The organism is Sorangium sp. So ce381, assembly GCF_051473845.1.
Taxonomy (GTDB): domain Bacteria; phylum Myxococcota_A; class Polyangia; order Polyangiales; family Polyangiaceae; genus Sorangium; species Sorangium atrum.
On record NZ_CP150336.1, the window covers coordinates 1,049,111 to 1,063,113 of the forward strand.

A 14,003-nucleotide genomic window follows, 5' to 3' on the forward strand; every position below is an offset into this window, starting at 1 on the left:
AGATGTCAATCCCCGACCGCGCGACATGTCCCGGCCTGTCGGGGCACATTCGACCTCTCCGCCGCAGCGGCAGGACAGGGTAGCAGCGCGCCCACGAGCTCACCTGCGTTGCCGCACGCTCCTCACGCGCTCGATCCTCGATCGTCGATGTCCCTGGCGACATCGAGGGACACGGGGCCTCGGAACACCGTGACTTGCCGGAGCTGCACCGGCCGAACGGCACGCGAGGCGGCGCAGGGCGGTCAGCGCGTCAGAAGTCTCCCTCCTTCACGTAAGGGTAGCTCCACAGCGTCACCTGCAGCAGGCAGGATTTGACCCACGCCGCGTGCATCCTCTCGACCTCCTCGGCGGAGTGGCCCTTCCTGGCGAGGAACGGCTTCAGGGTGAACGTCACAGGGAAGATGAGCGCGAAGAGGTTGCGAAACGGCACCAGGTCGGTCGACGGCGCCCCGTCCGTCTTGTTCTTCTTGATGCGGTGATGGCGGAGGCCGATCTCGTGCTGGTAGTCGAGCCACCTCTGGTCGTACTCAGCGCGTGCCGTGTCGAGGATCCACTGGCCGAAGCGCCTGCGGACCCCGCCGAGGTAGTCGCCGAGCGGCTTGCCGTCGGCCTTGCCGGTGAAGGACGCGAGGAGGTGCGGGTTCGCGCCGACGAAGCCGTACCAGACGTCGAGGATCTGCTCGACCTGATCCTTCACGATGTCGTGCGAGAGGCGCAGGTACTTCACGTCCTCTTCGCCGAAGAGGGCGCTCTTCTTCATGTCCTCGAAGTCGGCTGGCAGAACCGGGGACTTCGCGACGGCGCTTGTTCCATACGTATATCCATGGACGGTCATGATCGTTCACTCCTTCTGCGGGCAATACCCCGCGCTCACCCCGAGCGACGCGCTCCGGGCGTTGAAACGGTCGTCGCGACGGCGACTGGCCGGTAACAGGCCTCGAAGAGGCTATCGTATGTAGAGCGGCGCTCTGGAGCACCGCTCACGTTGATCAGCCGAGAAATGAACCGCCAAGGCACCAAGGCGCCAAGAGATCGAGAAAATCACAATGATCTTGGCGTCTTCTGGCGTCTTGGCGGCTTTTTCTCCTGATCCGGAGCAACCTCCCGCAGCGGTGCCAGCCGCCTGCCCGGCGGCTGAGCCCGCATCCCGCGAGCAGGAGCACCGCTCTACTCGGGCTGGCTGAAGCGCCTCCACGCGTCTTCGCGCTGCGCCTCTTCAGCCTGCTCGTGTTCGCCGCAATCGATCCTCAGGTGTCGGCCCGCCATCGGCGCGTCGACGAAAGCACAGTGGTGGGGCAGCGCCCCTTCATGCGCGTTCGGCCGGAAGTACTTGCAGGTGACGCACATGCGGCTCACCGGGATATGCCCGCTGAGCTGCAAGGAACGGATGATCTTCACGACCCCAGCCAGGAAGGCCTCTTGCTCCAGCGTCGAGAGCGCGCCCACCGCGGACACGATGACGTCGGGCAGCGTCGTCACCTTCTGCGCGAGCGCGCGCCCCTGCGGCGTGAGCTCGATCAGGCTCGCCCGCGGGTGGCGCGGGTCCGGGCGCTTGACGACAGCTCCCTTGTCCACGAGCGCTCGGACCGATTCGCTGATGGTCGCCAGGGTGACGCCCAGGCGCTGCGAGAGCTCGCTCCCGCTGAGCGGCCCCTCCAGCGAGAGGGTCGCGAGGATCTGCCCCTGCGTCGGCGACAGGCCCTCGTGGTTCGCCTGCTCCCACGCCTGCAGCTTCATGGCGAGCCCCAGCTTCCGAAGCCCTACCGCGATGCGCCGATCGATCGGCTCGGAGTTCTCCTCGAAGAAGAGCGGGAGCGAGCGACCCATGACCCTCATTTAACTTAGGAGTCCTAAGTTGTCAAGGGAGGCCCGCGGTGATCCGCGCCGGGTCGCCGAGGACCGGGCGAACGCTCGTCCAGCACGAGGTCGAAGGCCACGCCCCCCGAACTGGACCCATCGCCTCGCACGGCCGCGCGACTTCCCCCTGTGGACCCGATCGACCGCTGGAAGCGAGCATGGAGGAGCGCGCGCTCCTGCTGCAGCCTGCCGGGGTCATCCAGCGTGGTCGTCGGAGATCGGAGGCGGCGCGCGGCACGCCGCCCGACGTGCGCTCATCCAACGAGCTCATGGCAGGACCGGAGCCAGCGAAGCCGTTCAGGGGAGCCATCCGGACCTCGGTGTCGACATCGACGGACGGGCTGGTCGCAGGACAGGAGTTCTCCCTCTTCGTCACGGTGCAGAACCCGTTCGAGGCGCCGCTCTCGCTGTGCCGCGTGAGCACGAGCCTGCCCGCCGAGCTCATCGATGTCGACCGGCAGTGGACAGAGCAGCGGATCGCGAGGCTCGAGGACCGACTCGCCGTGATCGAGGGCGCCGCGCGGGCGCTCGCGCCGGGCGGCGACTCCCTCGGCTCGCGGCTGCGCCGCGCCGTCCGGCGGCTGCTGCGGCGCCGCCCGCACGGGCGCGGCGAGGCGCCGAGAGCGCCAGCGATCGCGCGCGATCTCCGCGGAGCAGGCGGCGAGGCCGCGCTCGCTGCGCTCCACCCGTCGCTCCGGCACAGCGCGGGCCTCCGGGGCCGGGGACCCACGGCGGGCGCGTCGAACGAGGACGGCGAGGAGGGGAGCACCGCGCCCGAGGGGCTCCTCGGCGACGACGCAGGCGCGCTCCGGGGCGCCATCCTGTCGTCGGGGGCCCCGGATCCTCCCACGGTGCTCCAGGCCGGGAACTCGACGGCGCGGAGCTTCACCGTGCGATCGCTGCGCACGCTGTGGTTTCGCACCGCGTCGTACCGGCTGCTCATCGAGGTCGAGTACGAGATCGACGGCGCGAGCAACGTCGACACCATCGAGCACGTCCTCAAGGTGAGCTCGTCGCTGGCGAGCATGATCTGCGGCGCCGTGCTCGGGGGCGTCGGGGGCTGGTTCGCCGCGCGGGGCGGCGCCGCGCCGCTCGACGTGGAGGCCGGCTTGAGCCTCGCCGTGTCGCTCGTCCTGGTCGTGATGGCGGTCGTCCTGCTCGCGCGCAAGAGGGACGTGCAGCCCATCGTCGCGATCGAGGATTTCTGGGGCGGTGTCGCCGTCGGGTTCTTGATCGCCTATTCAGGACCGAGGCTCTTCGCAGGGCTCTTCGGGCTGCCCGCGCCGGCGCAGCCCGCGTCGAGCGCCCTCATCTGACAGCGATGCTGCCGAGCTCGCGCGACGCCGGGAGAGTCGGGAGAAGGGAAGCGCAGGCTTTACATCCCGCCCTGCGCCGTTAAGCACACATGGAGAGGAGGGGCCGTGTCCACTCTGCGTGCCAGGGCGACCGCCGAGCTCCAGTGTCACGATGTCGTTGGAATAGACGAATCGAAACAGCCTGTCCCCGAAGAGCTCTTCGGCCCTGGCAGCGAAGCCCGCGTCGCCGATCATCGGCTGCCCGAACGTGTAGACCCCGCGGGGCCGCTGCCGGATCTCCCCGTACTTGCTGTCCGTGAACAGGCGCGCGGCGATGTGGGCCGCCATCGCTGCGCCCAGGCTGTGACCGGTGATGAAGAGCGCCTCCAGCTTGCCCTGGGCCGGGCGCATGCCCGGCAGCAGGCGTCGACGCGACGCTGGGGCGCGGGGATACCTCGGTGCCCGGGAGGACATCACGGATGTGCTCCCCGCGGAGTGCCGCGCCGAGGTGCTTGTCGATGATCGCAGAATTTGAACCGCCAAGGCGCCAAGGATGCCAAGATAGAGTTCTGTTCTTGGCGTCCTTGGCGCCTTGGCGGTTCATTTCACGCTCGAACAACGTGATCGGTGTTCTAGTAGGATCGAAAGCGCACCACCGCGGCTGTTCGCGCGAGCCACTCCATGGGATCTCTCGCGTGGTAGGGGTGCTCCGACGGCTCGATGTCGTCGAGGAACTTGCGGTAGATGGTCGCCTGGCGGGCCGCGGCGACGGGCGCGAGCAGCTCGGCGGCGCGCTCGGGGTCGGAGCCCGGAATCGCGGCGCGCCACGCGCGGCTCCAGGAGCTCCGGATCGGCTCGACGGCGCCGGGCGGGGCCCCGTCGAGGAACGCTGGCTGATCGAGCAGCGGATGCCCGACGCCGCTGTCGCCCCAGTCCAGCAGGACGGCCGACGTCGCGTCGCCTCGGGCGTTGCCGACGTGGAAGTCGCCGTGAACCAGCGTGTCGGGAAGCCCGGCCTCGGCGAGGCGAGCGAATCGCTCGGGCAGGCCATCGACGAAGCTGTCGAGGGTCGCCCGATCGCCGGCGGACAGCTCGGGCGTCCGACCCACCACGTCCGCGACGAGCCGGATCAGGGCCGGCCCACGCCAGTCCGGCAGCCCCAGCGAAAGGAGCTCGTCGACCTTCCGGCTCGCGTCGCGCTGCAGCCCGACAAGCAGCGAGACCAACCTCTCCCGGACGGGCAGCTCGGCCTCGTAGAGATCCTCGCCAGGGATCTCCAGCATCAGGATCCGCCGGCCGTCGTGGCCGAGGAGGGCCGGCACGGGTCCGCCCGAGAGACGCGCGATCACGGCCCCCTCGTGCCCGAGGAAGGGAGGGACGTGCTTCAGCCAGACCGTCTGGCCGCCAGCACGGAGGCGCCACAGGCTCGACAGGTTCCACGACCGCACCTGCTCGGCGGGCGCCGTCCGCGCGAGGCCCCGATCCCGCAGGACGGCGTCCGCCCACGCGAGGTCGTCTGCAGGCCCGCCCGGCCGCGCCCACGGCTGCCGGAGCGGGTGGTCGTCGAGCGCCCCGCGCCAGGGCTCGACGCCGGGCGGCGGCGCGTCGATCTCCGCCTCCGCGAGGTAGGTGACCGCCCCGCCGTGGGGGGCCGGGAGCTCGGCGGCGAGCATCCGGAGGACCGTCACCTGGAGGCCGAAGCGCTCGCGGGCACCCTGGACGACCGCTTGCGCGTCCTGCCACCACGGCGTCGCGACCGGATAGGGCGGCAGCGCGCCAAGGAGCTCACCCCTCGCCGTGAGGAGGACGAGCCGAACGACGCGCGGGGGGTGGGGAAGCATCGAGCGATGATAGCGAACCCCCGGCGTCGCTCGCGCGCGAGCGCTCGGCCCCGCAGCGAACGGCCGGCGTCGCTCGCGCGCGAGCGCAGCGCTCGGCCCCGCGGCTTCAGAGCCGCTCCGCCGCGACGGCGGCCCTGACGGCGCGCTCCAGCGCCTCGCCGTCCTCGGGCGAGAGGGCGCGCATCGCGCCGGGGAACGCCGCCTCCAGGTCCACGAGCACGTCGAGGGCCGCCTCCTCGTCGACGGCGGCCCGATCGTGGCGCCCCACCTTCGACGCAGCGGACGAGAGGCGCGGGCCGTTCACGAGCCGCTCCCCCCAGCGGATCAGCGTGGCGAGGTCGACCGGGCGCTCCGGGTCCCACGGCGCGCTCTCGTCGAAGCGGTCCTCGCGCATCTCGGCGATCTTGCGCTTCAAGGCCATGTAGGCCCCGGCCGGCATGCGGACGTCGGGCTTGGCCACCAGCCCCTCCGCGAGGTTCTCCGGGCCGAGCGGCGGCAGCCCCAGGGCGGACGCGACGCGCGACGGGAAGCGCTCGGGCACGGCGGCGATCTCCGCCTTGCGCCCCCGGGCGAGCAGCGGGGGCATCGTGAGCCCCGCCGCGGCGGCGACCGGGGCCACCTCGCTCCAGGCCAGGAAGGCGTCCTCGCCGGCATCGACCGCGCGCAGCTCGAAGGGCGCCCACCGCAGGTCGGGCGCGTACCAGACCCCGGTCTGCACGGGGTTCACGCCGCCCGAGGGCACGTCCGGATGCGGGTAGCCGCCGCCGAAGAGCTCGCCGTAGAGGACGAGCCGCGCCGCGCCGACCGCGGCGTACGCCGCGCGGGCAGCGTCCCGGAGCGACGCGCGGAGCAGCTGCCACCCGAAGAAGGGGTCCTCGTCCCGGAGCCACTCCTTGCGCTTGCCGAAATGGACGCCGCCCGCGTCCACGCCGATCACGAGCTGCGCGCCGTGGATCTTCTCGAGCGCGACCCACGTCGGGGCCTCGCTCGCGCCGAGGCACGGCATCTTCGGGAAGGGGAGGAACTCCATTTCCGGCGACGATAGCGCCGACGGCGCGGCTTCCAGCGGCGATAGCGCCGACGGCGCAGCCGCTCCTCGGACGCCGGGGTACCGGTCAAACTTTGACGGGGAGACGGGGAGGCAGGGAGAAAAAACCTAGTAAATCTCCCCGCCTCCCCGTCTCCCTGTGATCTTTCTCGGGCAAAATTGACCACCACCGACGCCGGGATGGTGCGTCGCGTCGTCCACCGCGGAGGAGCACGCCAATCCCCGCTCCGCCCGTGCTGCGATCCGCTGGCGCGGCCAGCGCGCGAGGCGCTTGACTTCCGGGAAAGCGTAGGAGTTCCTTAGCCGTCAGGGGGTCACCATGTCCGCTGAACCCAGCCGGGCGCCGCCTGCGCCTCGCTTTCGCCTCCTGCTGATCGAGGACAGCGCCATCGCGGCCTCGGTCGTGCAAAGCCACCTCGACGCCGTGCCGTGGCAGCGCGCCGAGCTCGCGCACGCGGAGACGCTCGCCGCCGGGCTCGCGCGCGTGAACGAGGGGTGGGATGTCGTCCTCCTCGACCTGTCCTTGCCCGATGGGGAAGGCATCGAGGTGGTCGAGCGGGTGCGGGCGGTGGACCCCCATGTGCCCATCGTGGTGCTGACGGGCCACGACGACGTCCGCCTCGCGGAGCGCGCGCTCGGCGCCTCGGTGCAGGATTACCTCGTGAAGCGGGGCCTCGACGCGGATTCATTGTGGCGAGCCATCCGCTATGCGGTCAGCCGCCAGCAGCTCCTGACGCAGCTCGCGCGGGCGATGGCGGAGGCCCGGGAGAACGAGGCCAACCTGCACCAGCTCATCGCCCGGAGCGCCGATGGGGTGATCGTGCTCGATCCCTCCGGGACGGTGCTCTTCGCGAACCCCGCTGCAGAGTCGCTGCTGGGCGACGGGCGCCCCGTCGCCGGGCGGGGCTGTCCGGCGGCGCTCTGCGCCGGCGAGACGAGCCTGGAGATCGGAGGGCAGCAGGTCGTCATCGACGTTCGCTGGGTCGACGTGGACTGGCAGGGGCGCCCCTCGCGCATGGCGCTGCTGCGCGACGTGACCGGGCGGCGCCGGGCCGAGGAGCTGCGGTCACGGCTCGAGCGCAGCGAGCGGCTCGCCGCGGTCGGCCAGCTGGCGGCGGGCGTGGCCCACGAGATCAACAATCCTCTCGCGTACGTGGTGGCCAACCTCGAGCTGCTCGCCCGCGAGGTGCGGCGGCTGGCCGACAAGGGCGTCGCCGCCGAGCACCTCGCCCAGCCGCTCGCGGACGCCCGCCACGGCGCGGCGCGCGTGATGGACATCGTCGGGGATCTCAGGGTGTTCGCGCGCGCGGAGGCGAACGAGGCGATCGGGCCGACCGACGTCAACGCGGTGATCGAGAGCGCGCTCAACATCGTGCATTCCCAGATGAAGCACCGCGCGCGGGTCGTGCGCGAGCTCGCCTCGGTGGCTCCCGTGAGCGGCGCGGAGGGGCGCCTGACGCAGGTGTTCGTCAACCTGCTCATCAACGCGGCGCAGTCGATCGAGGAGGGGCGCGTCGCCGACAACGTCGTCGAGGTGCGGACCCGCGATCAGGGCCGGGAGGTCGTCGCGGAGATCGTGGACTCCGGCTGCGGCGTGCCCGAAGAGCACATGCACAGGCTGTTCGAGCCGTTCTTCACCACGAAGCGCGCGGGGGAGGGGACGGGGCTCGGACTCGCGATCTGCCGCAGCATCGTCGAGTCGTGCGGCGGCACGATCGGCGTCAGCAGCAAGGCCGGCGTGGGCACCTGCGTCCGCGTCCGGCTGCCCGCCTGGGCGAGCGCCGAGCGCACCCCTCGTCGCGCGCCGCCTGCGCCCGCGCGGGATGACGAGCCGACGCGGCGCGCCCGGATCCTGATCGTGGACGACGAGCCCCTCCTCCTGCGCGCGCTGCGCGGGCTCCTCGAGGCGTCGCACGAGGTCGTCTGCGTGCGCTCGGGCCGAGAGGCCCAGAGGACGCTCCGGCTGGACTCGGCCTTCGATGTCGTGCTCTGCGACATCGTGATGCAGGAGGGCACGGGGATAGAGCTCCACGAGTGGATCGAGGCGGAGCTGCCGGCGCTCGTCGACCGGGTGCTGTTCATGACCGGAGGGGGCACGAGCGAGGTGAGCAGGCGGTTCCTCTCGGCCCGCGCGGGGCGTGTGCTGCCGAAGCCGATCAACCCGGCGGAGCTGCTCCGGCGGATCGAGGCGCTGCTGCAGGCGAGAGCGGCAGAGCCCGAGAGGATGTAGCGGCGAGCCCGGGGGCGGGAAGGTGGGAATCGGGGCCGGCCGGGAAGGGGGGAGTCGGACCCCGCCCCCCGGCGCGCCGTCGGCCGCGCGCCGCGCGGCGCGGGCTCATATCCCGCCGCAGGCCTCGTACTCCGCCTTGCACGCGTCCGCGCCCGCCTGCTGCACGCACGCCCTGCAGTCCGCCGCGATGCCCCGGCCGGCGCACTCCGTCTCGCACTCCTCGGCGCACACGCCCGTCGCGCAGACGCAGGCGATGAGCGCGTCCGTCTCGGCATCTTGCAGGGGATCCGTGTTCGGATCGCAGCCTTGCACGCACGCGCAGCAGATGCCGTCGCCAGGGCAGCAGCCGTCGCTGCGCCCGAGGGGACAGCGGCAGGCGCCGCCGCCTTGCTCCATGCACGGCCCGTAGCCGCTGCCGTCGGCGAGGCACGTGGCGACGCCCGGCGCGCTGACGGCGTGACAGGTGCAGGACATGGTCTCGCCAGGAACGCAGGTCGCGCCCGTGGCCGAGCTGGAGGTCGTCGAGCTTTCGCTGGTCGAGCTGGAGGCCGTCGAGCTTTCGCTGGTCGAGCTGGCGGTCGACCCGCCGCTCCCGGTCGGGTCGGGGTCGGTCGTCGTGGAGCCGCATCCGGTCGCGAGCGCAGCCGTGAACAAGCAGAGGAAAAGGATGTTCCGCATCGGCGCCCCCTATAGCGCGCCGCCCTCGCGGCCGTCGAGGGCCATCACGGCGCGCTCCCGTCCCGCGCCCTCCCCGGCACCGAGCCGCTCGCCGCGGCATCCCCTCATGGAGTCTGGTTCGTCAATGCCCTTTACATTACTTCACGAGCGCGTCATGACGCGGAGCGCCCGGCGGGCGTGTCCTCAGCGCTGGAGTCCGTGGATCCCGGCGAACGGGCGCGTGCTCGGGCGCCCGGGTGGTCGCGGGCGGCCCCGCGTGAGAGAGCGTGCTTGCCTGACGAGCAGGATGCCCTATGTTCGCGCCTGCTCGCGTCCCCGCCGGGGGGTGCGTCGGCGCCGCGCCGCGTGCGCCGTGCGGGGAACGCGCTGCCTGAACCGTGCGATAGCAAGGAGATGAGAAGATGACGATCTCGATGTATCAAGCCTCGGTCCCGGTGCTCGTCAGGATGCTCGGCAACCTCTCGGCGATCCTCACCAAGGCCGCCGCGTATGCCGAGGCGAAGAAGATCGAGCCTCGCGTCCTGCTCGACGCGCGCCTCGCCCCGGACATGCTCTCGCTCACGCGCCAGGTGCAGATCGCCACCGACTCGGCCAAGGGCTGTGGAGCGCGGCTGGCGGCCGTGGACCTGCCGAAGTACGAGGACAACGAGGCCAGCTTCGATGAGCTACAGGCCCGCATCGCCAAGACCGTCGCGTTCCTGAAAAGCCTCCGGCCCGAGCAGATCGACGGCTCCGAGGACCGCGATGTCTCCATCCCGGCGCGCGACCAGACGCTGCAGTTCAAGGGCCTAGTTTACCTGCTGAATTTCGTGCTGCCCAACTTCTATTTCCACGTGACGACCGCCTACGCGATCTTGCGCCACAACGGGCTCGACATCGGCAAGATGGACTTCCTGGGCGCCCGCTAATCCGAGCGGCAGTCACCCGAGCGGCGGGCACCCGCTGCGGATACGGGCCCACCTCGACGTTTTCGGTGCTCAGCGCACTGAAGTGCGCTTCCGCGCCGAAAACGCCGATCTGGGCCCGTCTCCTGTGCGGGTGACCGCCGCTCTTCGTCGCTTCGGGGGCGGATTCAGAAGAGACGGGGATTTCTTTTCTTGCGGGCATGCCCTGACGCCGTGGCTGTCAGGGGGCTGACTACCGCGCGCGCCTTCGATCGTGTTGATGCGCTGGAAGCGGGCCGAGCCGCGTCGTGTCGACGAGGAGCGAGACGACGAGCGAGAAGAAGCGGCGGCGCGTCTCGAAGCTCGGGCTCAGGTCGGGGAGCAGGGCGCCTATCCGCCCCGCGCCGGCGTCGTGGAGGACGCGCTTGGCCATGTCGAGCGGCTCGATGTGGGCGGGGTAGAGGTCGTCCCCGGAGAGCTTTCTGATGAGGCCCACGTACTCGCCCACGAGCGGCGCGACGTCCGCCCGCGCGAGGGCGAGCGCGTCCACCGGGAGGGAGCTCGCCGTGAAGACGAAGTGGAGGTCCCTGTCGTCGCAACCGGCGACGAGGGTGCAGGGCTCGCGCGAGGGCCAGGGCGGCTCGCCGGAGACGATATCGGCCGTGATCGTGCGCCACTCCTGCCTGCGGAGCGGCGACGCGCTCGACCAGAGGCGCTCTTCGATTCGGATGGCATGGACGGGCATAGGGGCTGAGCTCATTGTAGCGCTCACGCGTCACGATTGTAACGGCTCACGGTCGGCGACCGAGAAGTCGACAAAACTCCATAATCTACGCATTGTCCACATTTGGCCCGGTGCGCGATCGCCGTCGAGACCCTCGAACGCCCTGGATAGAATTCCGTAGCAATCTCTGCTTCGTCATCCCCAACCACCGACGCGCGGCCGCTTGCTTCAACAGCTTCTTGGGCGGCGACGTCACGCCAGGACGCGCTTTGTGCACAGGTCGAGCGCTTCGGGGAACGACGACAAGGTCTGTTCGAGAGAATGACTCCGGGCGATGCACTCAAACGTCTCGTCGTGGAAGGCACCAGCCGCCCCGTATCGACGCCGCCCGAAGCGGTCACCGCCGAGCCTGATGGGTCGAACGACTGATTCCCATCTCTCGCTTCCCCGTCTCCCCGTGTCCCCGTCTCCCTGTGAATCTTTCCTTCGTTCTCTCCGCCCGACGAGTCAACGACTGGTCAAGCGAGGCCGCCGGACCCCATCTGTCGATTCAGGCGCTCTGGGCGACCTCATGCACAGAAGGTCTCACGGAACGGCCCTGCGCCGCGAGGCCGGCGTGTCGTCCAGCGCCGCAGGGCAGGTTCATCCAACGCCGGCGGCCTTTCCGGGGTGCCGTGGGCGCGGTGGGGCCGCGGTGGACCGCGCCCACGCGGTGGTGGTAGGAGGAGATATGGCGACGAGGCGTGCAGCATGGATGTGCGCGGCGTGGATGCTCACAGCCGGTGGATGCACCACGCTCGTGGGGCTGGACGATAGCTACCACCTGGGAGGAGCGGGCGGCGAGGCCGGCGCGGGCGCTGGCGGCGAGGCCGGTACGGGCGGCGAGGCCGGCGCGGGCGGGGGCGAGGTCGTCGTCCCCACGGACGTCGAGCTGATCGACGACATGGAAGACGGCGACAGCGCCATCGATGAGGCCGGTGGAAGGGTCGGCTACTGGTACAGCTTCAATGATGGGACGGGCACGCAGACTCCCCCGGTCTACTCGGAAGAGAATCCCGTCGGGTTCATCCCGGAGACGCTCGCGGAGCCGCGCGGCGAGAGCACGAGGGCGATGCACACGTTCGGATCCGGCTTCACCGAGTGGGGCGCCGGGTTCGGCTTCGCGCTGAACGGCCCCGACGGGGGCCGGCTCGCCTACGACGCGTCGGCGTACAGCGGTATCGTGTTCTGGGCCAAGCGCGGCGACGCGGGCGCGGCGACGACGATGAAGGTCAACATCACGGACAAGACCTCGGACCCCGCGGGCGGGATCTGCGATGAATCGGGAGAGGACGTGGCCAATCCGTGCTTCGACGACTTGTCAACCACCACGCACCTCGGCGCGGAGTGGGCCCCGGTCGTTATCCCCTTCGAGGAGTTCGCGCGCGGTGGTGAAGGCGCCGAGCCCATCGACCTCACAGGGCTCTTCGCGATCGAGTTTGGGTTCACGCAAGGGGAGGATTTCGACGTCTATATCGACGACGTCGGCTTCTACCCATGATCGCGTGATGTGGGCCTCTCGGCGGCGTGCCCCTGCGATCGCGGGCGCTCAGCGAAATGCGTCGAGGTGATCCCGGACCCATGCCGCGAAGGGCCGCGGCGGGCGGCCGAGGACCGCGGCGACGTCGTCCGTCGGCGCCGACGCGCGCCCGTCGCGCAGGAACGTGAGGCCCTGGACGACCGCCGCGACGAACGCTTCCGGGGCGCCGGCCGCCCGCATCTTCGCCGTCGCATGCTCGACGGTGACGTCCTCGGCGGCGATCGGGCGCCCGAGCGCCTCGGCGAGGATCGCGATCTGCTCGTGCGCGTCGAGGCCGGCGGGCCCGGTGAGCGTATACGCCCGCCCGTCGTGATCGTTCGACGTGAGCGCCCGGGCGGCGACGGCCGCGACGTCGCGCGGGTCGACGATCGCGTGCTTCCCTGTGCCGGTCGAGATCTCGATCGGGGCGCCGGCGCGCACGCTGGGGGTCCACGCGAGCGCGTTCGAGTGGAATCCCGCCGGCCGGAGCAGCGTGAAGCGGCGCCCCGTCGCGATCACCGCTTCTTCTCCGGCCCGATGCCAGCTGGACGCGATGAGGTCCTCTTGCTCGGCGCCGTAAGCCGAGAGCTTGACGATCTGCTCGACCCGCGAGCGCATCACCGCCGCGGCCATCGCGCGGTCGTGATCGGCCACCGTCGGCCCCGGCGCCGTGAGCAAGAAGACGCGGTCGGCGCCGTCGAGCGAGCGCGCGAGCGACGGCGCATCCGTGAAATCTCCGCAGGCCACCTCGACGTCGCTCCCCCAGAGCGCACGCGCGCGGGCGGGATCGCGGGTGAGCACCCGCACGTCGGCCCGGGCGGCGAGCAGCTGTGGGATCAGCGCGCGACCGATGGTGCCTGTCGCACCGGCAACAAGGATCATGAACACCTCCGTTTCGAGAGCGAAGCCTGGTGTCCCGGCGAGGCCGCCTCTTGGAGATTCCGGCACGAAGGTCGAGCGCTTCGGCGCGCGACGGCCGAGGCGCCCGAGGCCGGGCGCGCTACACTGCTGCCGTGCTTGCGCCGTTGCTCCCGCCCTCCCGCTCGGAGCGCCGCGACCTCTCGCCGCGCGCGCCGCTCCGTTCCTGGGTCTCCGACGTCCACGTGATGAGCGCCGTCCCCTCGCCGCCTGCGGGGTGGACGCGGCTGCCGAGCGGGACCACGTCGCTCGTCGCGTGCTGGACCGGCGGCGAGCCGGTCGTGGCCGCCGTGGGGCCGCTCCAGCGCGCCACGTTCAAGCCCTCGGGCGCGGTGCCTCTCTATGCGCGCCTCTCGTTCCACCCCGGGGGGCGCGCGGCCCGCCCTCGGCGTCGCCGCCCACGAGCTCGTCGATCGCGTCGTCCCGCTCGACGACCTCTGGGGCGCACGCGCGCGCGAGCTCCGCCAAGCGCTCGCGCGCGCCGGCGGGGACCCGGCCGCGGCGGTGCGCCTGCTCGAGGACGCCCTCTGCCGCGCGGTCGACGCGAGCGCCGACGCCCCGGCGCGCCGGGCGCTCCTGCGCCGCGCCGTCGATGCCCTCGACGCCTCCGCGCAGGCACCCGACCCGGAGGCCTCCATCCCCGCGCTCGCGCGGCGCCTCCGCGTCGCCGAGCGTACGCTGCGCGCGCTCTTCCACGAGGAGATCGGCATCTCCCCGAAGCGCTACGCCCGCATCGCGCGCATCCGTCGCGCCGCCGAGCGCCTCGCCACGACGAGCCTCGCGCGGCTCGCCCTCGAGACCGGCTTCTACGACCAGGCCCACCTCACGGCCGAGTTCCGGTCGCTGCTCGGGGTGACGCCGCGGGCCTACCTCGCGGGCGCGCGTACGTCCGCGAGGCCCGGGTGCGGCGGCGCGACGGCGCGCGGGTGACCTCCGCGCCGGCAGGCGCGCTTCTTTTCCGCAAGCGCGG

At 71.4% G+C, this 14,003-nt stretch carries 14 protein-coding genes; 5 read left to right on the plus strand and 9 right to left on the minus strand.

Annotated features, from left to right (window positions below):
* Positions 1–250: 250 nt before the first annotated feature.
* Entirely contained in the window at positions 251–835 is a 585-nt protein-coding gene (locus WMF29_RS03890) for a protoglobin domain-containing protein (protein WP_437327542.1), read from the minus strand.
* 332 nt (positions 836–1,167) lie between these two features.
* Positions 1,168–1,827 carry a MarR family winged helix-turn-helix transcriptional regulator gene (locus WMF29_RS03895; RefSeq protein ID WP_437327543.1) on the minus strand — a complete coding sequence of 220 codons (660 nt, stop codon included), beginning with the start codon at positions 1,825–1,827 and terminating at the stop codon, positions 1,168–1,170.
* Between the two features lie 188 nt (positions 1,828–2,015).
* On the opposite strand from WMF29_RS03895, the gene WMF29_RS03900 reads away from it, so the two are divergent.
* Positions 2,016–3,173 carry a hypothetical protein gene (locus tag WMF29_RS03900; protein ID WP_437327544.1) on the plus strand — a complete coding sequence of 386 codons (1,158 nt, stop codon included), beginning with the start codon at positions 2,016–2,018 and terminating at the stop codon, positions 3,171–3,173.
* Here the strand turns inward: WMF29_RS03900 and WMF29_RS03905 are convergent.
* The 3 genes from WMF29_RS03905 to WMF29_RS03915 all read right to left on the minus strand — a co-directional run bounded on the left by WMF29_RS03905 (position 3,099) and on the right by WMF29_RS03915 (position 6,023).
* Entirely contained in the window at positions 3,099–3,626 is a 528-nt protein-coding gene (locus tag WMF29_RS03905; RefSeq protein WP_437327545.1) for a lipase family protein, read from the minus strand. The genes WMF29_RS03900 and WMF29_RS03905 overlap by 75 nt on opposite strands.
* 158 nt (positions 3,627–3,784) lie before the next feature.
* Positions 3,785–4,993: an aminoglycoside phosphotransferase family protein gene (locus WMF29_RS03910; RefSeq protein WP_437327546.1), complete on the minus strand. Its 1,209-nt coding sequence runs from the start codon at positions 4,991–4,993 to the stop codon at positions 3,785–3,787.
* A 106-nt stretch (positions 4,994–5,099) separates the two neighbouring features.
* Complete coding sequence (locus tag WMF29_RS03915; RefSeq protein WP_437327547.1) at positions 5,100–6,023, minus strand: RNA ligase family protein; 924 nt, start codon at positions 6,021–6,023, stop codon at positions 5,100–5,102.
* Between the two features lie 337 nt (positions 6,024–6,360).
* Between WMF29_RS03915 and WMF29_RS03920 the strand changes: the two genes are divergently transcribed.
* A complete protein-coding gene (locus tag WMF29_RS03920) occupies positions 6,361–8,271 on the plus strand; it encodes a response regulator (RefSeq protein ID WP_437327548.1) in 1,911 nt (636 codons plus the stop codon).
* Positions 8,272–8,376: 105 nt separating this feature from the next.
* Here WMF29_RS03920 and WMF29_RS03925 read toward each other — a convergent pair whose 3' ends face one another.
* On the minus strand, positions 8,377–8,949 hold the full coding sequence (locus WMF29_RS03925; protein WP_437327549.1) for a hypothetical protein: 573 nt from the start codon (positions 8,947–8,949) through the stop codon (positions 8,377–8,379).
* A gap of 401 nt (positions 8,950–9,350) precedes the next feature.
* Between WMF29_RS03925 and WMF29_RS03930 the strand changes: the two genes are divergently transcribed.
* Positions 9,351–9,857, plus strand: a complete 507-nt coding sequence (locus WMF29_RS03930; protein ID WP_272097846.1) for a DUF1993 domain-containing protein — start codon at positions 9,351–9,353, stop codon at positions 9,855–9,857.
* Positions 9,858–10,086: 229 nt separating this feature from the next.
* On the opposite strand, the gene WMF29_RS03935 is transcribed toward WMF29_RS03930, so the two are convergent.
* A complete protein-coding gene (locus WMF29_RS03935) occupies positions 10,087–10,578 on the minus strand; it encodes a UPF0262 family protein (protein ID WP_437327550.1) in 492 nt (163 codons plus the stop codon).
* Positions 10,579–11,287: 709 nt separating this feature from the next.
* Between WMF29_RS03935 and WMF29_RS03940 the strand changes: the two genes are divergently transcribed.
* Complete coding sequence (locus WMF29_RS03940; protein ID WP_437327551.1) at positions 11,288–12,097, plus strand: hypothetical protein; 810 nt, start codon at positions 11,288–11,290, stop codon at positions 12,095–12,097.
* A gap of 48 nt (positions 12,098–12,145) precedes the next feature.
* On the opposite strand, the gene WMF29_RS03945 is transcribed toward WMF29_RS03940, so the two are convergent.
* Together WMF29_RS03945 and WMF29_RS03950 are read right to left on the minus strand one after the other, a co-directional pair.
* A complete protein-coding gene (locus WMF29_RS03945; RefSeq protein ID WP_437327552.1) occupies positions 12,146–12,997 on the minus strand; it encodes an NAD(P)H-binding protein in 852 nt (283 codons plus the stop codon).
* 118 nt (positions 12,998–13,115) lie between these two features.
* Positions 13,116–13,346 carry a hypothetical protein gene (locus WMF29_RS03950; protein WP_437327553.1) on the minus strand — a complete coding sequence of 77 codons (231 nt, stop codon included), beginning with the start codon at positions 13,344–13,346 and terminating at the stop codon, positions 13,116–13,118.
* 29 nt (positions 13,347–13,375) lie between these two features.
* On the opposite strand from WMF29_RS03950, the gene WMF29_RS03955 reads away from it, so the two are divergent.
* A complete protein-coding gene (locus WMF29_RS03955; protein ID WP_437327554.1) occupies positions 13,376–13,963 on the plus strand; it encodes a helix-turn-helix domain-containing protein in 588 nt (195 codons plus the stop codon).
* The last annotated feature ends 40 nt before the right edge of the window (positions 13,964–14,003 follow it).